We start from the raw sequence: 24,052 nt of genomic DNA, 5'->3' as shown, positions 1-24,052 counted from the left end.
ATCAAGACAGCATGAGCGTCAACCTCAAGGACAAGATCGCCCTCGTTACCGGCGCGTCGCGCGGTATCGGCTATTTCACGGCACTGGAACTCGCCAAGGCTGGCGCGCACGTGATTGCCTGCGCCCGCACGGTCGGCGGACTTGAGGAGCTGGACGACGCCATCAAGGCCGCCGGTGGGTCTGCGACGCTCGTGCCTTTCGACCTCGCCGACATGAACGCCATCGATGCGCTCGGCGGGTCGATCTTCGAACGCTGGGGCAAGCTCGATATCCTCGTCGCCAATGCCGGGGTGCTCGGCGTGATCTCGCCGATCGGCCATATCGAGGCGAAAGTCTTCGAGAAGGTGATGACCGTCAACGTCACAGCCACCTGGCGGCTGATCCGCTCCGTCGAACCGCTGCTGATGCGCTCCGATGCGGGACGCGCCGTTATCTTGTCGTCGGCCGCCGCCCATCGCTGCCGGCCGTTCTGGGGCGCCTATTCCGCATCCAAGGCTGCTGTCGAGGCACTGGCGCGGACCTGGGCCGGCGAAACCCAGAGCACGCCGCTGCGCATCACCAGCGTCGATCCGGGCGCGACCCGCACCGCCATGCGCGCCCAGGCCATGCCCGGCGAAGATCCGGATACGCTGCCGCATCCCCGCGACGTCGCCAAGGCGATCCTGCCGCTCACAGGCGCCGACGTCACCGAAACCGGCAAGCTCTTCGTCGTGCGCGAGAACAAGCTCGTCGACTACCGGATGCCGGAGTAAAAAAGAACTTCTCCCCGTACGGGAGAGGCTCCCTCCCCACTTGACCAAATTCATCCGGCGCGCGATAAAGCCTGCCATGAAAACGGTTATCTGCATTATCTGCCGGAAAATTATTCACTAGCGTTTCGCTGGTCTGGCCGTTTTCGTCTCCCAAAATCCAAGATGACAAACGTTCCGGCCGGCCGGTGACGATTTTTTTCGGATCCATGCCTTTGGGAGAGTGAAATGGGCGCCGCGCCGCAACTGAAATTCTACAACACGCTGACACGCGAAAAAGTCGATTTCCAGCCGATCGACCGCGAGAACGTCCGCATGTATGTCTGCGGCCCCACGGTCTATGACTTCGCCCATATCGGCAATGCCCGCCCCGCCATCGTCTTCGATGTGCTGTTCCGGCTGCTGCGGCAGGTTTATGGCGAGAGCCACGTGACCTACGTGCGCAACATCACCGATGTTGACGACAAGATCAACGCACGGGCGCTACGCGACCATCCCGGCCTGCCGCTCAACGAGGCGATCCGCCTGGTGACGGAAAAGACCGAGACGCAGTATTTTCAGGATACGACCGCGCTCGGCTGCCTGGAGCCGAGCGTGCAGCCGCGGGCGACTGACAACATCGCCCAGATGATCGATATCATCGAGAAGCTGATCGCCAGAGGCCACGCCTATCAGGCGGCCGGCGAAGTGCTGTTCGACACCAAGTCGATGGCCGATTACGGTCAGCTTTCGAAGCGCAATCTAGATGAGCAGCAGGCGGGTGCCCGCATCGCTGTCGACGAACACAAGAAAAGCCCCGGCGATTTCGTGCTGTGGAAGCTCTCCGACGCGAACGAGCCCGGCTGGGAAAGCCCCTGGGGCCGTGGCCGTCCGGGCTGGCACATCGAGTGCTCGGCCATGAGCGGGCGCTATCTTGGCGATGTCTTCGACATTCATGGCGGCGGGCTGGATCTGATCTTCCCGCATCACGAGAACGAAATTGCCCAGTCGCGTTGCGCGCACGGCACGCATACGATGGCGAACGTCTGGATGCATAACGGCTTCCTGCAGGTCGAAGGCCGCAAGATGTCGAAATCGGAAGGCAACTTCGTCACCATCCATGAGCTGCTGCAGACGGAAAAACTCGGCGGCCGGACCTGGCCGGGCGAAGTGCTGAGGCTCGCCATGCTGATGACGCATTACCGAGAGCCGATCGACTTCTCCGTTAAGCGTCTGGAGGAAGCCGAGCGGCTGATCGCCAAATGGCCGGCAGCGGATGTCAGTGGTACGGCACCTGATGCGACGGTTCTCGCCGCCCTTGCCGACGACCTCAACACCGTCGCCGCCGTTCAGGCGCTGCATGCTTTGGCCCAAGCCGCCAATGCCGATGCGAGCCTCCTGCCTGTCTTTGCAGCGAGCGCCGCCCTTCTCGGCCTGCTACCGAAGAAGGCGGAAGTCGATGAAGCCGTCGCTTCCGAGATCGATGCCAAGGTGCGGCAGCGGTTGGAACTGCTGAAGGCGAAGAATTTCGCCGAAGCGGATAGGATCCGTGACGACCTTCTGGCAAGGGGCATCCAGCTGAAGGATGGCAAGGATCCGGCAACGGGCGAGCGCATCACGACTTGGGAGGTCAAGCGGTGAGTGCAACCTACACAGGTGGCTGCCAATGCGGTGCGGTTCGCTTCCGGGTGCGGGGCGAACTGAAGGATGCGTCGATCTGTCATTGCCGCATGTGTCAGAAAGCCTTCGGCGCCTATTACGCACCGCTGGTCTCGACGCGCGGCGCGGAGCTCACTTGGACACGCGGGGAACGGAAAACGTTCCAGTCTTCCAACTACGTCAAGCGCGGTTTCTGCGGGGACTGCGGCACACCGCTGACCTATGAGGCGCCGGATGGTGTGGCGGTGGCGGCGGGCGCCTTCGACGATCCCTCGCAGCTGCCGCCCGTCGTGCAATACGGAACGGAAGCCAAGATCGATTTCGTCGACCGGCTGCATCTGCTGCCGGGCCATCGGACGGAAGAAGACGCAGAGCAGGCGCCCTTCGTGCTGGAGCTTGTGTCGTACCAGCACCCGGACCACGATACGGCAGCATGGCCAGCGGAGACCGGTCAATGACGATGACTGCGGGATATAGCGGTGGATGCCAATGCGGCGCGGTTCGCTATCGCACCGCCGGCGCGCTCGGCTATCCGCATCTCTGCCATTGCCGCATGTGCCAGAAATCATCGGGCAACTACGCCCTCCCGCTTGGCAGCGCCCAACGCGCCGATTTCGAGCTGACGCGCGGCGAACCTTCATGGTTTCATTCGTCCGATCTCGTGCGCCGTGGCTTTTGCGGCACCTGCGGCACGCCTTTGTTCTATGATATTCCGGGTACGGCTTTCATCAATGTCACGCTTGGCTCGCTGGATGAGCCGATGGCGGTCCAGCCTGTCGCGCAATCGAACCTTGCGGCAAAGATGCCCTGGTTCCATGCGCTGGATGTGCTGCCGATGGAACCGGATGAAGATGGCTCCGATCGCGCGTCGTCGATCCGGCTATCCAACCACCAACATCCCGATCACGATACCTCAACCTGGCCCCAGGAGAAGCGCCATGACTGAAGTCACCAGAAGCGGAGGATGCCAATGCGGCGCGGTGCGGTTTCGCATTCGCGGCGAGCTCGGTCGCCCGTCGATCTGCCATTGCCGCATGTGCCAGAAACAGTTCGGCAGCTTCTTCTCCGCCCTTGTCACGGCACCGAACGATGGTCTTGAATGGACACGTGGCGAGCCGACCTATTTCCAATCTTCCGTCAACATCGATCGCGGCTTCTGCAGGAATTGCGGCACGCCGATGACCTATCGCCATCCTGGTGGCCTGGAGATTGCCATCGGCGCCTTCGACGAGCGCGATGATCTCGCGCCGCAGATCCAGGTGAACCATGCCTCGCGCCTGCCCTGGGTAGAGACCATCTTCGAAAAGCCCGTGCTCCAGGATCCTGATTTCTATGCCCAGCAGGAGCGGATCATTTCCTTCCAGCATCCCGATCACGATACGGACGTCTGGCCGGCCGGGGGACTGAAAATATGACGGAGATCCTGCGGACGTTCTATCCGGAAATCGAACCCTATGCCTCCGGCCATCTCGATGTCGGCGATGGGCATGTCATCTACTGGGAGCGTGTGGGAACGCCCGGCGCCAAGCCGGCGGTCTTTCTGCATGGCGGTCCGGGCGGCGGCATCTCGCCGAGCCATCGCCGCGTGTTCGATCCGGCGCTTTACGACGTGACCCTGTTCGACCAGCGAGGCTGCGGACGGTCGACGCCGCATGCCGGCCTCGAAGCCAACACGACCTGGCATCTGGTTGATGATATCGAGCGGCTTCGCGAAATGGCCGGCGTGGAGAAATGGCTTGTTTTCGGCGGTTCCTGGGGCTCGACGCTGGCGCTCGCCTATTCAGAAACGCATCCGGAACGCGTTTCGGAACTGGTCGTGCGCGGCATCTACACCCTGACGAGAGCCGAGCTCGACTGGTATTATCAGTTCGGGGTCTCGGAGATGTTTCCGGACAAGTGGGAGCGCTTCGTGGCGCCGATCCCGCCGGACGAGCGCCATGAGATGATGGCGGCCTACCACCGCCTGCTGACGCATCCCGATAAGGCAGCCCGCCTGGAGGCCGCCAAGGCATGGTCGATCTGGGAAGGCGAAACGATCACGCTGCTGCCGGAACCGTCCGTCAGCGTGCAGTTCGAGGACGCGGAATATGCGCATGCATTCGCGCGCATCGAGAACCACTTCTTCGTCAATGCCGGCTGGCTGGAAGAAGGTCAGCTCCTGCGCGATGCGCACAAACTGAAGGACATTCCCGGCGTCATCGTTCATGGCCGTTACGACATGCCCTGCCCGGCGAGATATGCCTGGGCGCTGCACAAGGCCTGGCCGAAGGCGGAGTTTCATCTGATCGAGGGCGCGGGCCACGCCTCTTCCGAGCCGGGTATCCTGGATCAGTTGATCCGTGCGACGGACAAGTTTGCCGGGAAAGTGTAATGCCGAGTAAGCCCCCTCTCCCCGCACGCGGGGAGAGAGAACGACCTCACAAGCCCCTTCGCCCCGTGTAAACGGGGAGAAGGTGGACTCGAACGGTTTGGCAAAGCGAAACCGAGAGAGGACGAATGAGGGGCACCCACCATCAAACCGGCTCGCCGGAGGAAACAGTATGACACGCGAAAAAATCTATCTCTTCGACACGACGCTCCGCGATGGCCAGCAGACGCCCGGCATCGATTTCTCCGTCGAGGATAAGATTGCCATTGCAACCATGCTGGACGAGTTCGGCCTGGACTACGTCGAGGGCGGCTATCCCGGCGCCAATCCGACCGATACGGCCTTCTTCGACGAGAAGCGCACGAAATCGGCCTCTTTCGTCGCCTTCGGCATGACCAAGCGCGCCGGCATTTCTGCCTCCAACGATCCCGGCCTTGCCAGCCTCTTGCAGGCGAAGGCGGACGCGATCTGTTTCGTGGCCAAGAGCTGGGACTATCACGTCAAGGTGGCGCTCGGCTGTACCAACGAGGAAAATCTCGAAAGCATCGCCGAAAGCGTCAACGCTGCCGTCAACGCCAGCAAGGAAGCCCTTGTTGACTGCGAGCACTTCTTCGATGGCTACAAGGCCAATCCGACCTATGCACTCGCTTGCGCCAAGACCGCCTATGAGGCGGGTGCGCGCTGGGTGGTGCTCTGCGACACCAATGGCGGCTCGCAGCCGCCGGAAATCCGCGCCATCGTCGAAGCCGTCATCGCCTGTGGCGTTCCGGGGCACTGTCTTGGTATCCATGCCCATAACGACACCGGTCAGGCGGTTGCCAATTCGCTTGCCGCCGTCGAGGCCGGCGTGCGGCAGATCCAGGGAACGCTGAACGGTATCGGCGAGCGCTGCGGCAACGCCAATCTGATCACATTGATCCCGACGCTGGCGCTGAAGCGGGCCTATAGCGAGCGATTCGAAACGACGATCGATGCCGAGCGGCTCGTCGGGCTCACCAGTCTTTCGCACGCCTTCGATGAGTTGCTGAATCGCTCGCCGGACCACCAGGCTCCCTATGTCGGTGCTTCCGCCTTTGCCACCAAGGCCGGCATCCATGCCTCGGCCCTGCTCAAGGATCCGCGAACCTACGAACATGTGCCGCCGGAAAGCGTCGGCAATTTCCGTAAGGTCATGGTTTCCGACCAGGGCGGCAAGTCGAACTTCATCAATGCCCTGAAGCGGCGCGGCATCGAAGTCGGCAAGGACGACCCCAAGCTCGACCAGCTGATCCAGATCGTCAAGGAACGGGAAGCCACAGGCTACGCTTACGAAGGCGCCGATGCCAGCTTCGAGCTGCTGGCGCGCCGCACGCTCGGCACCATTCCGGAGTTCTTCGCGATCGACGGCTTCCGCGTGATGGTCGAGCGTCGCTTCGATTCCCACGGCCGGGTGAAGATCGTCTCGGAAGCGGTGGTCAAGATCATCATCGACGGCCAGACCATCATGTCGGTCGCCGAAGGCGATGGCCCGGTGAACGCGCTCGACCTGGCGCTGCGCAAGAATTTCGGCAAATACCAGCACGAGATCGATGATCTGGAACTGGCCGACTTCAAGGTGCGTATCCTCAACGGCGGCACGGAGGCCGTGACCCGCGTCCTGATCGAATCCACCGACAGCGACGGCGTGCGCTGGTGGACAGTCGGCGTTTCGGAAAACATCATCGACGCCTCGTTCCAGGCACTGATGGATTCCGTCATCTACAAGCTGATGAAGAACCGTCATATGGCGGGCAGAATCGCGGCGGAGTAATCCGCCGCCTATCAAAAACCTTGACGATGCCGTCAAGGAAATGAATTAGCCACGTCACCCGCATTGGAGTAATCCCGTCTCAAAGAACAGAATATGGCGGGAAACATTCATGGCCACCGATACGGTCGCCCCTGAGATCAAGAATGAAGACAGTGCACGCGGGTTCGGCTTCGTGCTGACGGCCTACCTCATGTGGGGCGTTCTGCCGCTCTACATGAAGGCGCTCGGGCACATCCCGGCGATGGAGGTCATCGCTCACCGTATCCTCTGGTCCATTCCCGTCGCGGGCGCAGTGCTATTGGCGCTCGGCCGCATGGGCGACGTGAAGGCGGCGCTCAGCAATCCGCGCACGGTCGCGATGGCGTCGCTGACCGCGACGCTTGTGACCATCAACTGGGGGACCTATGTCTGGGCGATCGGCGCCGGTCATTCGCTCGATGCGGCGCTCGGCTACTTCATCAACCCGCTGTTCAGCATCGCGCTCGGCTCATTGCTTCTGAAGGAAAAGATGGCGCCGGCGCAGATCGTCGCGATCGGACTGGCTGCGGCAGCCGTCGTCATCCTCACCATCAAGGCGGGAACCCTGCCCTGGGTCGCGTTAACGCTGACCTTCTCCTGGGGCTTCTACGGCTTCTTCCGCAAAACGCTGCCGGTTGGCGCCAATCAGGGCTTCTTCCTCGAAGTGCTGCTTCTCTGCATTCCGGCGACGCTCTACATCGTCTATCTGGAGGCGCGCGGCGAAGGCCATCTCTATCGAACGGGCCTTACCGATACCGCGCTGCTGCTTGGATGCGGCCTGATCACCGCCCTGCCGTTGATGATCTTTGCGAACGGCGCGAAGCTCCTCAAGTTGTCCACCGTCGGAATCATGCAATACATCGTGCCGACGATGGTTTTCCTGATTGCCGTCTTCCTGTTCAAGGAACCCTTCGGGACGACACAGATGATCGCCTTCTCGCTGATCTGGGCCGGCCTGGCGCTTTACAGCTGGTCGATGTTGAGGCGGAGCCGCACACGCTGACGGAATTGGCGGCTGTTACTGGCGCCCTTCAGAGCTTGGAAATGACCGCCTCTTCACCGCCGCGGTCGCCTTGCGTTTCAGCAGCGTGCTTGCGGATGGCCGGAATGATGTCGGCGATCTTGTCGATGACCAGCGGCTGGACACGATGGGCGGTGTGAACGAAGCCCTCCTCCGTCATGTGGCGGATGAGCTCCATCATCGGATCCCAGAAACCATTGATATTGGCGAAAACCATCGGCTTTTCATGACGGCCGAGCTGGCCCCAGGTCATGATCTCGACGATCTCCTCCAAAGTGCCGATACCGCCAGGCAGCGCCACGAAGGCGTCGGCGCGCTCGAACATGCCATGTTTGCGCGCATGCATGTCTGGCGTTATGATGAGTTCGTCCAGTTGGCCGAGCGAATGGCGCGTCGCTTCCATGTCGACCAGAAATTCCGGAATGATGCCCGTGACCTGACCGCCGTGCGAGAGCACACCGCTTGCGACAGCGCCCATGATGCCCTTCGTTCCGCCGCCATAGATCAGGCGCAGGCCGTTCTCGGCTATGCTTTTGCCCAGCTCGCGGCCGGCAGCCATGTAGGAAGAATCGCGCCCCGGCCTTGAGCCGCAATAAACGCAAATGGATCGAATTGGCGCAGAATCGTCAGTCATGGATGCAAACAACTATGCTGCAAATGCTCAGTCAAGATTTTTCGAAGGAAAACTTGTGCCCGGACATGCGAAAATGGCTTAGAAAGCTTGTAAAAACAGGCGAAATCGCTAGCAATTTCAGGAGTTGCGACGACTTCGCCGCCTGGAGATAAATAATGATGAAGAACCGTGCCGGTTGGCTGGCTCTGTTGGTGCTGATAATTGCGACCATACTGATGGTCTTTTTCGTGATGCCGCGCATCAACGGGGACAAGAAGCCGATAGGCGATGCGGTCAATCAGGCCAGCAACACGGTGAAGAATACGATCGAGGATAGTGCGCAAAAGGCTGCCGAGACAGCTCAGTCGACACAGAATGCGGTGTCGAACGCCGCCAACACGGCCGATCTCGCCAAAAAGCTTACCGATCTGACGGGTGCCGCGACGGCGTCGCTTGCCGACCTCAAGACTCTGTTCAAGGATGGCACGACGCCGAGCCAGGATATTTTCGCAGCCGCGAAGACGAAGGCGATCACGGCGCTTCAGTCGATCGTCGCTTTTGCGCTTCCCGCCGGCACGGATCAGACGGCGACCGGCCTCGTCACAAAGGTACAGGATGGCGCGAACAAGGCGCTCGCCATTGTCCAGTCGCTTCCCGACAACGCGGCCGAGGCCAGCGCTGCAATCGACAAGGCATTGGCGGCGCTGACCGGCGGCGCTGCACCAACGACCGAGGCAGCGACGAAATCCCTGGTCCCGTCGTTCGACGTGCTGCGCGTAGAACCCGATGGATCCACCGTCATCGCCGGCTCGGCCGAGCCGAACGCCAAGCTGGAGATCGTCGATGGCGAAAAGGTCGTGACCACGACCAACGTCGGCCCCAGCGGCGACTTTGCCGCGGTACTCGACAATCCGTTGCCGCCCGGCGATCACGAGCTGGTGCTGCGCGCGACCGGCAAGGACGGCAAGCCGGTCAACTCCGAGGAAGTGGCCACCGTTTCCGTCCCGAAGGATGATTCGACACAGCTTCTCGCCATGGTGTCGAAGCCGGGCACTGCCAGCCGTATCATCACGGCTCCCTCGGCCAAGCAGGGCCGCGTGACTGCCGCCGAGCAGAATGCGCCGACAGCCAATGCTCAGGGCAATGCATCCGACGCCAAGCCGCAACAGGACGGTAGCGCCGTGGCATCCGCCAACCCCGCTGCGGGCACGCCTGCGACGACGGATGGGCAGCCGGATGTCCTGGTCAACGCCGTGGAAATCGAAAACGACCATATCTTCGTTGCCGGCACCACGAAGCCCCACGCCAAGGTGCGCGCCTATGCCGACGACAAGTTGATCGGAGAGATCGCGGCCGGTGGCGACGGGCATTTCGTCGTCGATGGCGTGATGCCGCTCGCTGTCGGCGACCACAAGATTCGCGTCGACGTGCTCGACAGCGCAGGCAAGGTCGTTGTGCGCACCAGCGTCAATTTCACCCGCCCCGAAGGCAATCAGGTGACCGTTGCCGCGCAGACGCCGGCTGCGACCGGCGCCCAGACGCAGTCGGTGGCCGCCGCGATGGTGCCGCTCGACGAGGGCGAGCTTGCCAAGCTCAGAGAAGGTGCCGGCAAGGCTTTCGCACTGTTGAAGGGCCTGTTTACTGACGGCAAGCAGCCGAATGTGGAACAGCTTGCCGCTGCACGCTCCGGCACGGAGATCGCGCTGAAGTCGCTTTCGGAATTCCGGCCGGCCATTGGCGCCAGCGCGGACCTGAAGAAGGCTGCTGCCGACGCTTCGGCCGCCGCCCTCAAGGCGCTTGCCGTATTGCAGGCTCTTCCGAAGGATCCGAAGTCGGTCGGCGATGGGCTACCCAATCTCGAACACATGATCGCGGCCATCACCGCGCCGGCACAGACGGCACCGACCCAGCCGAATACGGAGGTCTCGTCGAACGAGAGCGGTCCGAAGACACTGGAGCAGGCTCCGCTCTCGCAGGATGCCAACGCCGTCATCATCCGTCGCGGCGATACACTGTGGCAAATATCACGCCGTATCTATGGCGCCGGCGTGCGCTACACGACGATCTATCTGGCCAACGAGGACAAGATCAACAATCCGGACCGGATCCTTCCCGGACAGGTCTTCGGCCTTCCGAAGGACGCGCTTCCCAACGCCGAAGAGCTTCATCGCAAGCGGCTTTCGGGCGAGCATCTCTAGAGCAATTCCAGGAAACGTGCGCAGCGGTTTTCCGTCCGGAATTGCGTAAAAACAGTAGCCTGGAGCTCCCTCGACAAGGTCATGCATCGGCCAGGCGCGATCAACGCCTGGCCGATGCTTTTACGCGGCATAAAAATAGTATAAGCGTCGCGCAACCCTCATCGCCTTCGCGTGACGGCCGCGCTTTTGCATGCGAAGGCAATCCCAGCCGGGCCGCCCCAGTGGTCGTCAACGTCCGGCTGCCTCGATTATTCGCCGGAGACGGACATGGCAGACCGCAAGAAAACCATATCGGCGGATTCCAGCAATCCATTGAATACGATCATCAATCTCTGGCCCTATATGTGGCCGGCCGGACGCATGGACCTGAAGATGCGTGTCGTCTGGGCGACCGTCTTCCTGTTGGTCTCGAAATTCTTCCTGCTGCTGGTTCCCTATTTCTTCAAATGGTCCGTCGACGCCTTGAACGGCAAGCTCGACATGCAGGGCATCCTGCCGGCCTTCATGGTCGGCGCCATCGCACTCATCGTCGCCACGAACGCTACACGTCTCATACAGCTGGGCCTCAACCAGCTTCGCGATGCGCTGTTTGCAAGCGTCGGCCAGTATGCGGTTCGCCAGCTCGCCTACCGGACCTTCGTGCACATACACGAACTGTCGCTACGCTTCCATCTGGAGCGCAAGACAGGCGGCCTTTCGCGCGTCATCGAGCGCGGCACCAAGGGCATCGAAACCATCGTCCGCTTCACCATCCTCAATACGTTTCCGACATTCATCGAATTCCTGCTGACCGCCATCATCTTCTGGCGCGGCTACGGCTTTTCCTATCTCGCCGTGACGGCGGTCACGGTCTGGCTCTACATCTGGTTCACCGTCAAGGCGAGCGACTGGCGCATTTCCATCCGCCGCACGATGAACGACAGCGACACGGACGCCAATACGAAGGCGATCGATTCGCTTCTGAATTTCGAGACCGTCAAGTATTTCGGCAACGAGGAGATGGAGGCCAGGCGTTTCGATCAGTCGATGGCGAAGTATGAAAAGGCCGCGACGGGCGTCTGGACATCGCTTGGCTGGCTGAACTTCGGCCAGGGCGTGATCTTCGGCCTCGGCTCGACGGTCATGATGGTCATCTCCGGCTTGTCCGTTCTCAACGGGCACCAGACCGTCGGCGACTTCGTCTTCATCAATGCCATGCTGCTGCAGCTTTCCGTGCCGTTGAATTTCATCGGTTTCGTGTACCGCGAAATCCGCCAGGGCCTGACTGATATCGAGGAAATGTTCGACCTGCTGGAGGTCAAGCCCGAGGTGACAGACGCTGACGACGCAAAGGACCTTATTATCGGCAACGGCGCCATCTCGTTCAAGGATGTGCATTTCGCATACGATGCTGCCCGACCGATCCTGAAGGGTATTTCCTTCGAGGTGCCCGCCGGCAAGACAGTCGCCGTGGTCGGTCCGTCGGGCGCGGGAAAATCGACCCTGTCGCGCCTTCTCTACCGCTTCTACGACGTGCAAAGCGGCACGATCACCATCGACGGCCAGGACCTGCGCACGGTGACGCAGAAGAGCCTGCGCAAAGTGATCGGCATGGTGCCGCAGGACACGGTGCTTTTCAACGACACCATCGCCTACAACATCCGCTACGGTCGGCCGGGCGCGAGCGACGCCGAGGTGGCGGCGGCGACGGAGATCGCCCAAATCGGCGATTTCATCCGCCATCTGCCCGACGGCTTCGAGACGAAGGTCGGAGAGCGCGGCCTCAAACTGTCAGGGGGAGAGAAGCAGCGCGTCGCGATTGCCCGCACCGTTCTAAAAGCGCCGCCGGTACTGATCCTCGACGAGGCGACCTCGGCGCTGGACACGACGACCGAGCGCGAGATCCAGGCGGCCCTCGATGTCGTTTCGAAGAACCGCACCACGCTGGTCATCGCCCATCGCCTTTCGACCGTGATCGGCGCTGACGAGATCATCGTGCTGAAAAGCGGCGTGATCGCCGAGCGCGGCACGCATGCGGACCTGCTCTCCCAGAATGGGCTCTACGCCTCCATGTGGAACCGTCAACGCGAGGCCACGCAGGCAGAGGAGCTTCTGAAGCAGGTGCGCGAAAACGACGACCTGGGCGTGGTCAACCGGCTGGCGCCGGCAAGCTGAGCGGAGGCGCGGCATAAGGACCGCTCCGACAGGTCGTCCCAGGAAATATTGCTCGGAAAGATTACGCATGGACAGCTGTCATGGATTTGAGATGACAGCTTGCTAGGTACGGTTCTCATTTCAAGGGAGCCCCGAATGCGTAATTTCGCCAAAGCTTTAACATTGCTGCTCGTTGTCGGCGTTGCCTCGCCGGTTTTCGCCGAGGATGCCAAGCCGTTCACGGATGCCAAGGAGATCAATCTCCTCAATCTGCTGCCGCCGCCGCCCGCCAATGATTCGGCGCAGATGAAGGCCGAGCTGGGCGAAATCCTGACCATCCAGGTTACCCGCACACCGGAAATGGCGGCACGCGCCGTGGCCGATGCGGAAGAGAATGTCTGGCGCTTCTCCGATGTCATCGACAATCCGAAGTTCACCAAGGAGAATCTGCCGAAATTCTCCGCATTCTTCGATCGCATCGTCGAGACGGAAGGCGCCGTCGTCGATCCGGCCAAGGATGTCTGGAAGCGCCCGCGCCCGCATCTCTACAGCGATCTCGTAAAGCCGATCGTACCGCTCTCCAAGTCCGGCTCCTATCCGTCCGGCCACACCACGGTCGGCACGCTGATGGGCATCGTGCTCTCGAACATGGTGCCGGAGAAGCGTCCCGTCATCATGGCCCGCGCCTGGGAATACGGCCATAACCGCATCGTCGGCGGCATTCACTATGCATCCGACATCGAAGCCGGCCGCATCGCCGGCACCGTCATCGCTGAAACCATCATGGCTCATGACGACTACAAGAGCGAATACGAGGGCGCCAAGGCGGAACTGCGCGCCGCTCTCGGCCTCTGATCCCTACTTCACGACAGCATCGCATCCCCAAGCCGCCCGATCGTCTCCGGCGGCTTGCCTTTTGCGCATACCGAGCCTGGCGCATATTTGCCCCTTCCCGCCACCAGCACGTCCCGCCACGACTGCTAAAATTATGCGGTTTACGGTCGGATGATTTCGCGCGTATACGCGAGAAGCTTTGCGATATGGGAGGTTCGATGATGACTGATGGGGTAACTTACACGAAAGACGATCTCGCCCGGCGTATTGCCGAAGTGGCAAGCCTGCAGGGTGAATTCACACTCCGTTCGGGTCAGATCTCCAACCGGTATTTCGACAAGTATCGCTTCGAAGGCACACCTTCTCTTCTAAAGCCGCTGGCCCGCGCCATGGCTGAGCTCATCCCGGCCGAAACCGAGATTCTGGCGGGCCTGGAACTGGGCGGCATTCCGCTTGTAACAGCAATCTCGCTCGAGATCGGCCTCCCCGCAGCGTTTGTTCGCAAGGAAGCGAAGACCTATGGGACATGCCGGGCCATCGAGGGACAGAATGTTTCGGGTCGCCGCGTCACTTTCATCGAGGATGTCATTACGACGGGCGGCGCAGTGAAAGACGCCTATCGCCTGGCGCTCGGCGAGCATGCACACATCCTTGCCGTCGTCTGCGCCATCTGGCGCGGGGATGGCGCGCCGACAATCCAAGGCCTTCCAGAACTCTCTGTCCTTCCAGTCTTTACGAAGGCGGATCTGGAAAACGCCAGGTAGTGGAGGCCGCAGAAGAGAGCGGGATTGCATTGGGGGCGAGCGTGCGAGAGCATTGCTCATGACGGCATTTGCCTGTAGTCACCGTCGACTGGTAATCAGAGCAAGACCGCTTATCTTGTTCTCATCTTTTGACCGGCATCATCTCGTTCCGCAACCGGGGTTCGGTTTTCGCGAGGGTGCCCTTAACGGAGTAGGCTTTAGATGAGCTTGTTGAACAGCGTGCGCAACGTCATCGTTCCGGTGCATAAGGAAGGCTATCCCTTCGTTGCAGGTTTCTTCGTCGCGTCGCTGGTGCTCGGCTGGATCTTCAAGCCGCTCTTCTGGATCGGCCTGATCCTGACGCTCTGGTGCGCCTATTTCTTCCGCGATCCCGAGCGCATGACGCCCCAGGACGACGACCTCGCCGTATCGCCGGCCGACGGCAAGGTTTCCGGCGTGCAGATGGTCACACCGCCGGCTGAGCTCAACCTTGGCACCGAGCCGATGCTGCGTGTCTCGATCTTCATGAACGTCTTCGACTGCCACGTGAACCGTTCGCCGATGCGCGGGCGCATCACCAATATCGCCTATCGCCAGGGCAGCTTCCTCAATGCGGAACTGGACAAGGCCAGCGAGCAGAACGAGCGAAACGGCCTCGTCATCGAAACGAAACACGGCGAAATCGGTGTCGTGCAGATCGCCGGTCTCGTCGCCCGCCGCATCCTTTGTTTCGTGAACCCGAACGAGCCGCTGGACGCGGGCGAGCGCATCGGCCTGATCCGCTTCGGCTCACGCCTCGACGTCTTCCTGCCCGAGGGTGCTTCGCCGCGCGTGGCCGTCGGCCAAAGGGCGATCGCTGGCGAAACCGTGATTGCCGAATTCGGCTCGCCCAAGGGCCCGACCGTTAGCCGTCGCAGCTGAGCCCCAGAGAAACGAACGAAATGAAGACGCCTTTTCCGCCTTTCGAGCCGCATGGATCCAATGACGAAGCGCGCGGGCCGCGCCTGCGGGAAATTCCCCTGCGGCTGATTGTGCCGAACATGATCACCGTGCTGGCGATCTGCGCGGGACTGACGGGTATCCGCCTCGCTTTCGAAAACCGCTACGAGCTTGCCGTGGTCGCCGTGCTGGTTGCGGCCTTCCTCGACGGCGTGGACGGACGTGTGGCACGTCTGATGAAGGCCACTTCAAAATTCGGCGCACAGATGGATTCGCTGGCCGATATCGTCAACTTCGGTGTTGCGCCGGCGCTGGTCGTCTATGTCTTTCTGCTCGATCAGGCCCACTCGCTCGGCTGGATCGCCGCCTTGATCTACGCCATCGCCGCCGCCTTGCGGCTCGCTCGCTTCAACGTCATGACCGAGCGCGAACACAAGGCGTCCTGGCAATCGGAATATTTCGTCGGCGTCCCCGCGCCTGCCGGCGCCATGCTGGTGCTGCTGCCCGTCTATCTCGGCTTCCTCGGGCTGACGCCGGACAGGACTTTCGCCTATTGGGGTGCCGCCTACACCGTGCTCATCGGCTTTCTGCTGGTCAGCCGCCTGCCCGTCTGGTCCGGCAAGACGGAAGGCAGCCGCATCCGGCGCGACCTCGTATTGCCGATCATGCTCGCCCTTGTCGTCTATGTGGCGCTGTTGATGAGCTATACATGGCATGTCATGGTCGTGACCGTCATCGTCTACCTGCTGTCCCTGCCACTCGGCGCGCGCTCCTGGGCGAAGAAATACGGCACCTACACCATCAACGGACCGGGCGACCCCGACGTCGACGATTCCAACGACGATATCGGCCGGCATATTTAGCCGGCACGCGAGGCATGCCGAGGCCGGTGCTCCCGTGACGCCATCGTGCGCAACCGCAAGTTTGTAAGCTCCCCTTAGCAATCAAGAGAGCCAGAACAGCCACCGGGCGGTATTGGGGGTACGCGCAGCCGGGCCTTTTAACGGAATATTAGCATCTCATCAGGATGGATTTCACACGAAGATTCGATGCTAATCTCGCGAAATGTGGTCATTGTTTACAAAAGCTGATTGGAAAACGCCTTCGATTTGTCATGATTTACGACGAGACAGCGATACACGACAGTGAATCGGAAAATGCTCCGGGGAGCATTGGTGAGGAGTTAATCATGACGCAGAAGAAAGACGAAGCGGCACAACCGCAGGCAAAGATCGATCCCAGCATGCTGTATCGGCCGCTCGGCCTGAAAGCCGTTCTTGCGGCCCATCTGATGCTGAAGTCCAAGCCTCTCAAGAAGAAAATCGCCTGAGGTCGACAATCGCCGGCCGGCTGCCAAACTGCATGGCTCGGCGACATATCCCGACACCGGTCGCCGAATGGCGGCCGTCAGAGAAGGCTTAGCTGGCCATCCTCGGGATCCGTTTTCTTCGGCGGCTTTTTCACGGGCTCGACCGTTACCGGCGTGTGCAGGTCCGGCCCCATGTTGGCGACCTTGTTAACCCGATCCGAAACCGGAATAGCTTCGAAAAAATCCTCCTGAACCGGTGTCATCAGATCGAGGACATCTCGCGGCTCCTGCGTCTTGCAATCGAGCCAGCGGGCAAAATCCTCCGGCTTGATGACCACGGGCATGCGATCATGGATCGGGCGCATGGCGCTGTTTGCCGCGGTCGTCAGAATGGCACCAGTATCCACTTCCGAGCCGTCGGCCGACGACCAGGTTTCCATCAGCCCGGCAAAGGCGATGACGCCGCCCGCGCGCGGCCGGATCCAATAGGCCTGCGACTTCTCACCGCTTTCCTTGGACGGGCGATGCCATTCGTAAAAGCCCGACGCCGGAACGAGGATGCGGCGGTGGCGCATGGCGGCGCGGAAGGATGCCTTGCCGATTGCCGTTTCGGCGCGCGCATTGATCAGAAGCGGAAACTCCTTCGGGTCCTTCACCCAGCCGGGCATGAAGCCCCAGCGCACCAAAAGGGCGCGGCGATCCGGCAGATTGCTGCCGGGCTGCTGCCTCTCACCGGATATGACGACGAGGATCGGCTGTGTCGGGGCGATATTGTAACGCGCCGGAAAATCGTCGCGCAGCAGGACGCCCAGCGCCTCGCCCACATAGTCCGCCGTCGATGTCAAAGCAAAGCGTCCGCACATGGGGCTTGTTTTGCACCCGGAAAGCGCCGGGTCAAGCGGAAGGTCAGCCGCGTGGACCGAAGAGAATGATCGCCGCACCGGCAAGGCAGATGGCCGCGCCGGAAATATCCCAGCGGTCCGGCAGCCGCCCCTCCGCCAGCCAGAGCCACAGGATGGAAGCAACGATATAGACACCGCCATAGGCGGCGAAGGTACGCCCGGCGGCCTCGCTCGGCACCAGTGCCAGCAGCCACGCAAAGAGTGCCAACGACACAAGACCCGGCGCAAGCCACCAGATTGGCTTTGCCAGCCGGAGCCAGGCCCAGAAGGCGAAACAGCCGGCAATTTCGGCCAAGGCCGCGAGAGCATACAGTCCGTAGATCATTCCCATGGTCGCCCGCACATTCGGCGCATACGAATCGCCGCCCCTGTCGGCAGCGAGTTAAAGGGCTTTCCCGGAGGACAGCAAGGCTCGGTTCCTGTAGAGGTGTAGACGTCTCATCATGCGAATATGAAACGATCCCATGACGTCCTTTCCCCGCCCCGCCTCCTCCGCCATCCTCGAACGCGACGGCCGATTCCTGCTTGTCCTGCGCAGCAACCCGCCATCTGCCGACATGTATGCTTTTCCGGGCGGCAGGGCCGAAGACGGCGAAACGCCGGCGGAAGCGGCCCTGCGCGAATTCAAGGAAGAGACAGGCATAAGCGCACGCAATCCTCGCCTGTTCGAAACCTATGATCTGCGCTCCCATGCGGCGGACGGAACGCTGACGAGCCATTTCCTGCTGTCGGTCTTCCTCGTCGATGCCGACAGGGAAGCCATTGCGGAAGCCGCTGACGATGCCGCAGCCATCGGCTGGTATTCGCTGGAGGAGGTCCGAACCCTGCCGGTTCCGGCCAGCGTGCTCGAATGCGTGGAAAGGATTGCGGCGACTGGTAGGCAGCCCCAGCCGCGATATTAACGATGCGAGGCAATAACGGGTTGGAAAGCGCACACTATGCCTTGTTCACGTCATGCTTGTCCGCTCAACTGAATACATGATTCACAACCGTCTTGGCCGACCGCTTCTGATTTGCTTTGTGCTCGCCGCCGCGCTTCCGACCGCGGCGCAACCTGTCGCGAGCGCGCCACAGGCACAGACGCCCGACACCGCAGTCGCCGAACGACCCACGCCCTATGATGAGCAACTGTCCCGGCTCGCCGAAATCCTCGGCTCGATCGATTATTTGCGCAATCTTTGCGCAGCATCGGAAGACGGATGGCGGGGAGATATGCAGCAGCTGCTTGACACCGAAACCAAGGGCGAGCCGAAAAGGAAGGAAAAATTGACCGCCGCGTTCAACCGTGGGTATAGGTCCTTTGCATCGGTTTACACGAATTGCACGCCGCAGGCCCTCGTTGCCGAGGAGCGATACCGTAACGAAGGTGCAACACTGGCGACAGAAATCACCGCCCGCTTTGGAAATTAACGATTTATTAACCCCTTTTCGCACCCAGCCGTGTCGTTTTAGGAAAAGGCTGATAAAGTTGTTAAGCAAGTGGTAAGGACATGAACGTCTCGAGGAAAGAATCAATGGAAACCAGCCTGAACGAAATCGACGACATGATCGTCCATGAAAAAATGCAGGCAGCGCTGGAATACCAGAACGAGGCTTGGGCTGACGGCATGGCTGATGGTATCGAGCCCGAGATCATCGCCGACGCCGCCATCGCGCATGCCATTCGCGAGACTATCCGCATACAGGGTGAGCAGGGCGCGGAAGCCTTGCTCGAATCGCTTCGGGAACGCATGCTCGCTGGGGAATTCTCTCCGAACCGTACCCTGCAATAGTAACCAGAGATTGTTCATGCATATGTTTCCGGGCAATGAGTGTCGCCGTTCCATTGCCTCGTTTACAGCCGTAACCATGATTGCCGGTTCCGTTGCCTTGCCGTTGCCGGCACTAGCCTTCTCGCAGCTCAATCCACCAGCTTCCCAACCGAACGCTCCAGGCGCCTCCGCTCAGCAGAAGAACCAGAAACCTGTCGAGCAAGCGCTGGAAGCGCCGTCCACTACGCTCCCGACGCCGGATCCGCTGGTCAACAAGCAAGCCGACCAGGGCAATGGCGATGCAGCAAGCGCAAACAAGTCGGTCGAGTTCCTCTTCGACATCAACAAGGCGCCGGAGCCGGTGCGAAAGCTCCGTGAGGCGATCGTGGAGGCGGCAGCCTCAGGCGATCTCGAGCGCCTGCGCCCGCTGATGAATATCGGTGGCGGTCTCAAGCAGACCCAGGTCACCGCCGACGACCCCGGCGAGGATCCGATCAAGACCCTGCACGACCTTTCGGGCGATCCGGACGGCATCGAAATCCTGTCCATCCTCCTCGACATCATGTCGACCGGCTTTGCCCATGTCGGCCAGGGTACGCCGGACGAAATCTATGTCTGGCCCTACTTCGCGCAGAAAGACATCAAGACGCTCTCCACCCCGGAAAAGGTCGACCTGATGCGCATCGTCACGGCGGGCGACTACGCCGATATGCTGGAATTTGGCGGCTACAATTTCTATCGAGTCGGCATCACGCCGGACGGCAAGTGGAAATTTTTCACGTCGGGCGAATGATCCGGTCGGAGAACTTGCGGTTCCCGGTCGAAGGCCCTACCTCTGGATCATAGCCCAAATCAGCGGATCCATCATGCCAGCCGTATTCCTGAGAGACCGTTCCTTCATCCGCGTTGCCGGCGCCGAGGCGGAACCGTTCCTGCACAATCTCATCACCACCGATCTCGTCTCGCTCGGCGCCGACGAAGCGCGCCCCGGGGCGCTGCTGACGCCGCAGGGCAAGATCCTGTTCGACTTCATGATCTGGCGAGATGGCTCCGGCTTTCTGCTCGAGACAGACACGGCACAGCGCGATGGCCTTCTGAAGCGGCTCACCATGTACCGGCTGCGCGCCAAGGTCGATTTCGGCGTCGAAGATATTCAAGGCGTTACCGTCGCCTGGGCGGACAAGGCAACGGACGGCCCCAAGGATAGCCGCTTCGCCAAGGCAGGCATCACGCTGACGCGCACATCAGGCCAACATGGGGACGATGCCGAGACGCTTTATGACGCGCTGCGCATCGCCAACGGCGTTGCCGTTTCCGGCCGCGATTTCGCATTGCAGGACGCGTTTCCGCACGATGTGCTGCTGGACCTCAACGGCGGCCTGGGCTTCCGCAAGGGCTGCTATGTCGGCCAGGAGGTGGTCTCCCGCATGCAGCATCGCGGCACGGCGCGCAGGCGCGTCGTCATCGTGAGCGGCAATGCCGACCTGCCCGCCTCCGGCACGGAACTCACCGTCGGCAGCAAGCCTGTGGGCACGCTCGGTTCGACCGCAGGCAGCAAGGGTCTTGCCATCGTCCGCATCGACCGCGCGGGCGAAGCCATGGCAGCAGGAACACCCATCCGGGCTGATGATACCGACGTCTCGGTATCGCTGCCTGCTTGGTCCGGCCTCTCCTTCCCTTCCCAGGCCGACGAGGCTTCGGCATGACATCGGCCAAGACTGCGCGCGCCTGGCAGCGCATGCTATCGGGACGGAGGCTCGACCTGCTCGATCCGTCGCCGCTCGACGTCGAGATCAGCGATATCGCCCATGGGCTTGCCCGCGTTGCGCGCTGGAACGGCCAGACCTATGGCGATCATGCCTTTTCAGTAGCGCAGCACAGCCTCGTCGTCGAAGCGATCTTTCGTCATCTGAACCCGGCGACGCCGGACGAATTGCTGGCGGCGCTGCTGCATGACGCACCGGAATATGTCATCGGCGATATGATCTCGCCGTTCAAGTCGGTGGTCGGCGGCGACTACAAGGCGGTGGAGAAACGGCTCGAAGCGGCGATCTATCGTCGTTTTGCCCTGCCCCCGCATTGCGCGCCGCAGCTGAAGGAAAAGATCAAGAAGGCCGATACGGTCTCGGCCTATTTCGAGGCGACACTGCTTGCCGGCTTCACGCCGGAGGAGGCGCGCAAGTTCTTCGGTCAACCCCGCGACATCACCCGCGAGATGCTGCCGATCGAACCCATGCCGGCAATCGAGGCGCAGCGGCTGTTCCTAAGGCGCTTCGAGGCGATCGAGGCCGAGCGCACGTCGATGAGGATCGGTGCGTGACGACGATCGTCGTATCGCCGCTGGCACGCATCGCCGAAATGGCCGTTCGCCATCATGCGCGCGAAATGATCAGCCTGATGGCCAAGGAGCATGCCTTTCACCGCCCGGCCGTCATCAAGGCGGAACGTCATCTGCTGCTCAACATGAACGATATCAGCTTTGCCGGCACCGGCGATCTCATCGCCCCGCAGGAGGCGCATGTTCGCGCCATCATCGATTTTGCAGCGGAATGGGATCGCGCGGCGCCCTTGCTGATCCATTGCTGGATGGGTGTATCGCGTTCGCCAGCCGCGGCGCTGATCGCGGCCCTCGCCGTTCATCCGGAAGAGGACGATCTGGCGCTCGTCCGCCGCCTGCGCTCGGCCTCCCCTTATGCGACACCAAATGCCCGGCTGATCGCCATCGGTGACGACATGCTCGGGCGCAAGGGCCGGCTGGTCGCGGCGGTCAAGGAGATCGGACGCGGCGCAGATGCCGATGGCAACGCGGCTTTCATCCTGCCATTGGCTGTGCACAGCGACATTCTATGAAAGAACGGAGACTGCGCTTGCGCAGCCTCCGTCCGTATCGCAACAATCCATCCCGATGGATCAGGCCGCAGCGCTGCCCGTCTGGTCAAGATCATACTGGCCGTAGGTATTCTGATAGAGATTCATCGACGATTGCATTTCGGCAAGGAAGTTATCCAGCGCGTTATTCTTGGCAGTCGTGGCTAAGCTCGTTGCGCTGCTGCCGCTGGACGTCGGCTCCAGGGACAGCATGTCGGCGGCAGAAGCGTCCAGGGGCTTGAGGACATCGAGGCCTTCGGCGAACTGATCCTTCGACAGCGAGCCAGAGCCTTGCGTATCAATGCTCTTGAAGAGGTTCTGGGCGTCGCTTTCGCTCATGTCCTTCGGTCGCCCGGCAACGAACTCGTCCGCCGAAACCTTGCCATCCTTATTGGTGTCTAGGCTGGCAAACAGCTGGTCCATGGGCGATTGGCTGGATGAGCCGCCAGTGGACGAAGCCGTGCTCGACTGGCTGGCGCCTGTCTGCTGCATCTGCAGCAGCATGGATGCCAGATTGCCGGAGAAAACATCGGTCGCGCTCGGATCGCTGCTGCTGCCATTATCCTCGTCGCTGAGGACGCTTGCCGACAGGAGACCGGATTGTGCCGCCTCCTGCAATTCCTGGGCGTCCACAATGCCGTCCTGGTTCTTATCAAGGGGACTGTACGAGGCAGCCGTCATGCTGCTTCCAACTGAAGAAACTCCACTCATCCAAATCTCCTAAAGCAAACGCCATCGGCGTGTTCGGTTACCCCCCGGCACACTTATTCATCTGCGGATAGAATAGGTCGATTTGGTCGCGTGATTAAAGATATGTGTTAATTGATCATTAACCTCAATTGACAGCTACCGAATCATATCGCCAATGGGCCTTGGCGCGGCGAAGACAACCTTTGCTACACACCGGCAGCATAAAGGGTCCGAATCACCCTGACCGCCTCATCTATTGAATGACAGCACATGCGAGGCGCTTGCCGGCACCACCAACCGGCTGACTGCGGTAATCATCCGAGTCGGCATGGATCATCAGCGTCCGGCCGCGAATGCCATTCTTGCCGTTCAATGACACCATGCCGTTGAACACCTGGGCGTGCAGCTTGCCGTCCTGATCGACATATTGGTTGGGCATATCGCCCGCATGCGGTCCCTTGGCGGCAAGGAAACCATGCTCGGCCTTGGTGGGATTGAAATGGCCGCCTGCGGACTCGAATCCGTGCGTGTGATCGCAGCGGCTGCTTTCATGAATGTGGAAAGCCACCCAGCGATTGGACGGCAGGCCGGACACCTCCATCTCGATCAGCACGCCCGCCTTGCCTTCGGTCAGCGTTGCCCGCCCCGCCTGCTTGCCATCGAGACCGACAAAATCGGCCGTCGCCGTTCCCTGGCTCTGCGCTGCGGCGGGCAAGGCCGCGGCGAGAGTGAGAATTGCAGCGATCATCATCCGTTTCATGGAACAGTTCTCCCTTGCGTGTCGGTATCTAACGCTTGGCGGAGACGAGTGTTCCGAGGAGGGGAAATGCGGCTGCATCAAATAGATAAGGCGGCCCGCCGGCATATCCGGCTGGCCGCCAAAACACTGCAGCGGACATCTATCAGGCGGCTATGCCGCTGACGTCGTACTGGCCATAGGTGTTGTTGTAGGCATCCATCGGTGACAGAAGGTCCACGCCAGACGCAATATTGGATTGCGGCGACGTGGCCGTGGATGCCGCATCGGCGCTCGGCAGTTGCATCAGCTTTGCGATGAGGCCACCCAATGCGCTGGCGGAGCTATCAGTATTGGCTTCGAGAATGCCTGGACGCTCGCCGGCTTCAAGCTCCGTACGACTGAGGACGCCGTCACCATTGGCATCGAGACGCGAAAGCGTGCCGCGATACGGATAGGAGCTGCTGGATATGGAAGAAACATGGGACATACAAACCTCCTGAGGTAGGAGCCGCCTCATGCGACATCGTTTGTACGCAATACATTCAGAGTTGAACTATGGAGCCTTGATAAGCTGCTTTGCTCGGCTCGTAAAGACAAATTGTTAATGAGTATTAACCATAGTTTTCAAGCAGTAAATCGCAATTGTCTAATATTTCTTCCGCATGGCTTTATCGAGACGATGGCCATAATCCACTGGAATCATAAGCAAATTTGACTGTCTGGTCTTACCGTTCTGGCCGATTGGTATAT

Annotated in this window: 28 protein-coding genes; 22 read left to right on the top strand and 6 right to left on the bottom strand. The window is 60.9% G+C overall.

Annotated features, from left to right (window positions below):
* Positions 1-11: 11 nt before the first annotated feature.
* The 8 genes from FHT28_RS04420 (at position 12) to rarD (ending at position 7,565) form a co-directional block, all read left to right on the top strand.
* Entirely contained in the window at positions 12-752 is a 741-nt protein-coding gene (locus FHT28_RS04420) for an SDR family NAD(P)-dependent oxidoreductase (RefSeq protein WP_047552853.1), read from the top strand.
* A 225-nt stretch (positions 753-977) separates the two neighbouring features.
* Entirely contained in the window at positions 978-2,369 is a 1,392-nt protein-coding gene (gene cysS / locus FHT28_RS04415) for a cysteine--tRNA ligase (protein WP_168595695.1), read from the top strand.
* A complete protein-coding gene (locus FHT28_RS04410) occupies positions 2,366-2,845 on the top strand; it encodes a GFA family protein (RefSeq protein ID WP_047552847.1) in 480 nt (159 codons plus the stop codon). The genes cysS and FHT28_RS04410 overlap by 4 nt, the downstream gene beginning before the upstream one ends.
* Positions 2,842-3,333, top strand: coding sequence for a GFA family protein (locus tag FHT28_RS04405; RefSeq protein WP_168595694.1), 492 nt, complete (start codon positions 2,842-2,844; stop codon positions 3,331-3,333). The genes FHT28_RS04410 and FHT28_RS04405 overlap by 4 nt, the downstream gene beginning before the upstream one ends.
* A complete protein-coding gene (locus FHT28_RS04400) occupies positions 3,326-3,802 on the top strand; it encodes a GFA family protein (RefSeq protein WP_037193930.1) in 477 nt (158 codons plus the stop codon). Before FHT28_RS04405 ends, FHT28_RS04400 begins: the two co-directional genes overlap by 8 nt.
* Positions 3,799-4,758 carry a prolyl aminopeptidase gene (gene pip / locus FHT28_RS04395; RefSeq protein WP_047552841.1) on the top strand — a complete coding sequence of 320 codons (960 nt, stop codon included), beginning with the start codon at positions 3,799-3,801 and terminating at the stop codon, positions 4,756-4,758. The genes FHT28_RS04400 and pip overlap by 4 nt, the downstream gene beginning before the upstream one ends.
* Before the next feature lie 169 nt (positions 4,759-4,927).
* The gene (cimA, locus tag FHT28_RS04390) at positions 4,928-6,544 is read left to right on the top strand and encodes a citramalate synthase (RefSeq protein ID WP_168595693.1); all 1,617 of its coding nucleotides are present in this window, start codon (positions 4,928-4,930) and stop codon (positions 6,542-6,544) included.
* Positions 6,545-6,653: 109 nt separating this feature from the next.
* The gene (gene rarD, locus FHT28_RS04385; protein WP_037193924.1) at positions 6,654-7,565 is read left to right on the top strand and encodes an EamA family transporter RarD; all 912 of its coding nucleotides are present in this window, start codon (positions 6,654-6,656) and stop codon (positions 7,563-7,565) included.
* 28 nt (positions 7,566-7,593) lie between these two features.
* Here rarD and FHT28_RS04380 read toward each other — a convergent pair whose 3' ends face one another.
* Positions 7,594-8,217 carry a TIGR00730 family Rossman fold protein gene (locus FHT28_RS04380; RefSeq protein WP_037194398.1) on the bottom strand — a complete coding sequence of 208 codons (624 nt, stop codon included), beginning with the start codon at positions 8,215-8,217 and terminating at the stop codon, positions 7,594-7,596.
* Between the two features lie 155 nt (positions 8,218-8,372).
* On the opposite strand from FHT28_RS04380, the gene FHT28_RS04375 reads away from it, so the two are divergent.
* The 7 genes from FHT28_RS04375 (at position 8,373) to FHT28_RS04345 (ending at position 16,373) form a co-directional block, all read left to right on the top strand.
* Positions 8,373-10,394: a LysM peptidoglycan-binding domain-containing protein gene (locus FHT28_RS04375; protein WP_168595692.1), complete on the top strand. Its 2,022-nt coding sequence runs from the start codon at positions 8,373-8,375 to the stop codon at positions 10,392-10,394.
* A 267-nt stretch (positions 10,395-10,661) separates the two neighbouring features.
* Positions 10,662-12,548: an ABC transporter ATP-binding protein/permease gene (locus FHT28_RS04370; protein ID WP_168595691.1), complete on the top strand. Its 1,887-nt coding sequence runs from the start codon at positions 10,662-10,664 to the stop codon at positions 12,546-12,548.
* 135 nt (positions 12,549-12,683) lie between these two features.
* Positions 12,684-13,382 (top strand): phosphatase PAP2 family protein, encoded by a 699-nt coding sequence (locus FHT28_RS04365; protein ID WP_168595690.1) that lies wholly within the window; start codon positions 12,684-12,686, stop codon positions 13,380-13,382.
* 200 nt (positions 13,383-13,582) lie between these two features.
* Positions 13,583-14,125 carry an orotate phosphoribosyltransferase gene (pyrE, locus tag FHT28_RS04360; RefSeq protein WP_168595689.1) on the top strand — a complete coding sequence of 181 codons (543 nt, stop codon included), beginning with the start codon at positions 13,583-13,585 and terminating at the stop codon, positions 14,123-14,125.
* A 201-nt stretch (positions 14,126-14,326) separates the two neighbouring features.
* Complete coding sequence (locus FHT28_RS04355; protein ID WP_047552826.1) at positions 14,327-15,025, top strand: phosphatidylserine decarboxylase; 699 nt, start codon at positions 14,327-14,329, stop codon at positions 15,023-15,025.
* A gap of 20 nt (positions 15,026-15,045) precedes the next feature.
* The gene (pssA, locus tag FHT28_RS04350; RefSeq protein ID WP_047639164.1) at positions 15,046-15,906 is read left to right on the top strand and encodes a CDP-diacylglycerol--serine O-phosphatidyltransferase; all 861 of its coding nucleotides are present in this window, start codon (positions 15,046-15,048) and stop codon (positions 15,904-15,906) included.
* A 326-nt stretch (positions 15,907-16,232) separates the two neighbouring features.
* Entirely contained in the window at positions 16,233-16,373 is a 141-nt protein-coding gene (locus FHT28_RS04345; RefSeq protein ID WP_167669519.1) for a hypothetical protein, read from the top strand.
* Positions 16,374-16,450: 77 nt separating this feature from the next.
* Here the strand turns inward: FHT28_RS04345 and FHT28_RS04340 are convergent, their stop codons facing one another.
* Positions 16,451-17,215, bottom strand: a complete 765-nt coding sequence (locus tag FHT28_RS04340) for an SOS response-associated peptidase (protein ID WP_168595688.1) — start codon at positions 17,213-17,215, stop codon at positions 16,451-16,453.
* Positions 17,216-17,258: 43 nt separating this feature from the next.
* The gene (locus tag FHT28_RS04335; protein WP_047639162.1) at positions 17,259-17,579 is read right to left on the bottom strand and encodes a YnfA family protein; all 321 of its coding nucleotides are present in this window, start codon (positions 17,577-17,579) and stop codon (positions 17,259-17,261) included.
* Between the two features lie 139 nt (positions 17,580-17,718).
* Here FHT28_RS04335 and FHT28_RS04330 point away from each other — a divergent pair, with 139 nt between their 5' ends.
* From FHT28_RS04330 to FHT28_RS04300, 7 genes are all read left to right on the top strand, one after another.
* Positions 17,719-18,156: an NUDIX domain-containing protein gene (locus FHT28_RS04330; protein ID WP_037193906.1), complete on the top strand. Its 438-nt coding sequence runs from the start codon at positions 17,719-17,721 to the stop codon at positions 18,154-18,156.
* 76 nt (positions 18,157-18,232) lie between these two features.
* Positions 18,233-18,664 carry a TIGR02301 family protein gene (locus FHT28_RS04325; RefSeq protein ID WP_112440542.1) on the top strand — a complete coding sequence of 144 codons (432 nt, stop codon included), beginning with the start codon at positions 18,233-18,235 and terminating at the stop codon, positions 18,662-18,664.
* A 104-nt stretch (positions 18,665-18,768) separates the two neighbouring features.
* Positions 18,769-19,026 (top strand): hypothetical protein, encoded by a 258-nt coding sequence (locus FHT28_RS04320; protein ID WP_034507811.1) that lies wholly within the window; start codon positions 18,769-18,771, stop codon positions 19,024-19,026.
* A 16-nt stretch (positions 19,027-19,042) separates the two neighbouring features.
* Positions 19,043-19,798 (top strand): hypothetical protein, encoded by a 756-nt coding sequence (locus FHT28_RS04315; protein ID WP_168595687.1) that lies wholly within the window; start codon positions 19,043-19,045, stop codon positions 19,796-19,798.
* A 73-nt stretch (positions 19,799-19,871) separates the two neighbouring features.
* Positions 19,872-20,711: a folate-binding protein YgfZ gene (locus tag FHT28_RS04310; RefSeq protein WP_037193898.1), complete on the top strand. Its 840-nt coding sequence runs from the start codon at positions 19,872-19,874 to the stop codon at positions 20,709-20,711.
* Positions 20,708-21,325: an HD family hydrolase gene (locus tag FHT28_RS04305; RefSeq protein WP_037193896.1), complete on the top strand. Its 618-nt coding sequence runs from the start codon at positions 20,708-20,710 to the stop codon at positions 21,323-21,325. The genes FHT28_RS04310 and FHT28_RS04305 overlap by 4 nt, the downstream gene beginning before the upstream one ends.
* Entirely contained in the window at positions 21,322-21,855 is a 534-nt protein-coding gene (locus FHT28_RS04300; RefSeq protein WP_092572828.1) for a tyrosine phosphatase family protein, read from the top strand. Before FHT28_RS04305 ends, FHT28_RS04300 begins: the two co-directional genes overlap by 4 nt.
* A 60-nt stretch (positions 21,856-21,915) precedes the next feature.
* On the opposite strand, the gene FHT28_RS04295 is transcribed toward FHT28_RS04300, so the two are convergent.
* The 3 genes from FHT28_RS04295 to FHT28_RS04285 all read right to left on the bottom strand — a co-directional run bounded on the left by FHT28_RS04295 (position 21,916) and on the right by FHT28_RS04285 (position 23,789).
* Positions 21,916-22,584, bottom strand: a complete 669-nt coding sequence (locus tag FHT28_RS04295) for an EF-hand domain-containing protein (protein WP_092572829.1) — start codon at positions 22,582-22,584, stop codon at positions 21,916-21,918.
* Positions 22,585-22,816: 232 nt separating this feature from the next.
* A complete protein-coding gene (locus FHT28_RS04290; RefSeq protein WP_037193888.1) occupies positions 22,817-23,323 on the bottom strand; it encodes a superoxide dismutase family protein in 507 nt (168 codons plus the stop codon).
* 142 nt (positions 23,324-23,465) lie between these two features.
* Complete coding sequence (locus tag FHT28_RS04285; RefSeq protein ID WP_037193886.1) at positions 23,466-23,789, bottom strand: hypothetical protein; 324 nt, start codon at positions 23,787-23,789, stop codon at positions 23,466-23,468.
* Positions 23,790-24,052: the final 263 nt, after the last annotated feature.

It is taken from the genome of Rhizobium sp. SG570 (assembly GCF_012275345.1).
Lineage (GTDB): Bacteria > Pseudomonadota > Alphaproteobacteria > Rhizobiales > Rhizobiaceae > Rhizobium > Rhizobium lusitanum.
Note: the sequence above shows the minus strand (reverse complement) of the source record. Positions and strands in the feature narration are given on the sequence as shown.

Coding starts and splice junctions, on each gene's coding strand:
- FHT28_RS04420 (WP_047552853.1), top strand. CDS start 12: ATGAGCGTCAACCTCAAGGACAAGATCGCCCTCGTTACCGGCGCGTCG.
- cysS (WP_168595695.1), top strand. CDS start 978: ATGGGCGCCGCGCCGCAACTGAAATTCTACAACACGCTGACACGCGAA.
- FHT28_RS04405 (WP_168595694.1), top strand. CDS start 2,842: ATGACGATGACTGCGGGATATAGCGGTGGATGCCAATGCGGCGCGGTT.
- FHT28_RS04400 (WP_037193930.1), top strand. CDS start 3,326: ATGACTGAAGTCACCAGAAGCGGAGGATGCCAATGCGGCGCGGTGCGG.
- pip (WP_047552841.1), top strand. CDS start 3,799: ATGACGGAGATCCTGCGGACGTTCTATCCGGAAATCGAACCCTATGCC.
- cimA (WP_168595693.1), top strand. CDS start 4,928: ATGACACGCGAAAAAATCTATCTCTTCGACACGACGCTCCGCGATGGC.
- rarD (WP_037193924.1), top strand. CDS start 6,654: ATGGCCACCGATACGGTCGCCCCTGAGATCAAGAATGAAGACAGTGCA.
- FHT28_RS04380 (WP_037194398.1), bottom strand. CDS start 8,217: ATGACTGACGATTCTGCGCCAATTCGATCCATTTGCGTTTATTGCGGC.
- FHT28_RS04375 (WP_168595692.1), top strand. CDS start 8,373: ATGATGAAGAACCGTGCCGGTTGGCTGGCTCTGTTGGTGCTGATAATT.
- FHT28_RS04370 (WP_168595691.1), top strand. CDS start 10,662: ATGGCAGACCGCAAGAAAACCATATCGGCGGATTCCAGCAATCCATTG.
- FHT28_RS04365 (WP_168595690.1), top strand. CDS start 12,684: ATGCGTAATTTCGCCAAAGCTTTAACATTGCTGCTCGTTGTCGGCGTT.
- pyrE (WP_168595689.1), top strand. CDS start 13,583: ATGACTGATGGGGTAACTTACACGAAAGACGATCTCGCCCGGCGTATT.
- FHT28_RS04355 (WP_047552826.1), top strand. CDS start 14,327: ATGAGCTTGTTGAACAGCGTGCGCAACGTCATCGTTCCGGTGCATAAG.
- pssA (WP_047639164.1), top strand. CDS start 15,046: ATGAAGACGCCTTTTCCGCCTTTCGAGCCGCATGGATCCAATGACGAA.
- FHT28_RS04345 (WP_167669519.1), top strand. CDS start 16,233: ATGACGCAGAAGAAAGACGAAGCGGCACAACCGCAGGCAAAGATCGAT.
- FHT28_RS04340 (WP_168595688.1), bottom strand. CDS start 17,215: ATGTGCGGACGCTTTGCTTTGACATCGACGGCGGACTATGTGGGCGAG.
- FHT28_RS04335 (WP_047639162.1), bottom strand. CDS start 17,579: ATGATCTACGGACTGTATGCTCTCGCGGCCTTGGCCGAAATTGCCGGC.
- FHT28_RS04330 (WP_037193906.1), top strand. CDS start 17,719: ATGACGTCCTTTCCCCGCCCCGCCTCCTCCGCCATCCTCGAACGCGAC.
- FHT28_RS04325 (WP_112440542.1), top strand. CDS start 18,233: ATGATTCACAACCGTCTTGGCCGACCGCTTCTGATTTGCTTTGTGCTC.
- FHT28_RS04320 (WP_034507811.1), top strand. CDS start 18,769: ATGGAAACCAGCCTGAACGAAATCGACGACATGATCGTCCATGAAAAA.
- FHT28_RS04315 (WP_168595687.1), top strand. CDS start 19,043: ATGCATATGTTTCCGGGCAATGAGTGTCGCCGTTCCATTGCCTCGTTT.
- FHT28_RS04310 (WP_037193898.1), top strand. CDS start 19,872: ATGCCAGCCGTATTCCTGAGAGACCGTTCCTTCATCCGCGTTGCCGGC.
- FHT28_RS04305 (WP_037193896.1), top strand. CDS start 20,708: ATGACATCGGCCAAGACTGCGCGCGCCTGGCAGCGCATGCTATCGGGA.
- FHT28_RS04295 (WP_092572829.1), bottom strand. CDS start 22,584: ATGAGTGGAGTTTCTTCAGTTGGAAGCAGCATGACGGCTGCCTCGTAC.
- FHT28_RS04290 (WP_037193888.1), bottom strand. CDS start 23,323: ATGAAACGGATGATGATCGCTGCAATTCTCACTCTCGCCGCGGCCTTG.
- FHT28_RS04285 (WP_037193886.1), bottom strand. CDS start 23,789: ATGTCCCATGTTTCTTCCATATCCAGCAGCTCCTATCCGTATCGCGGC.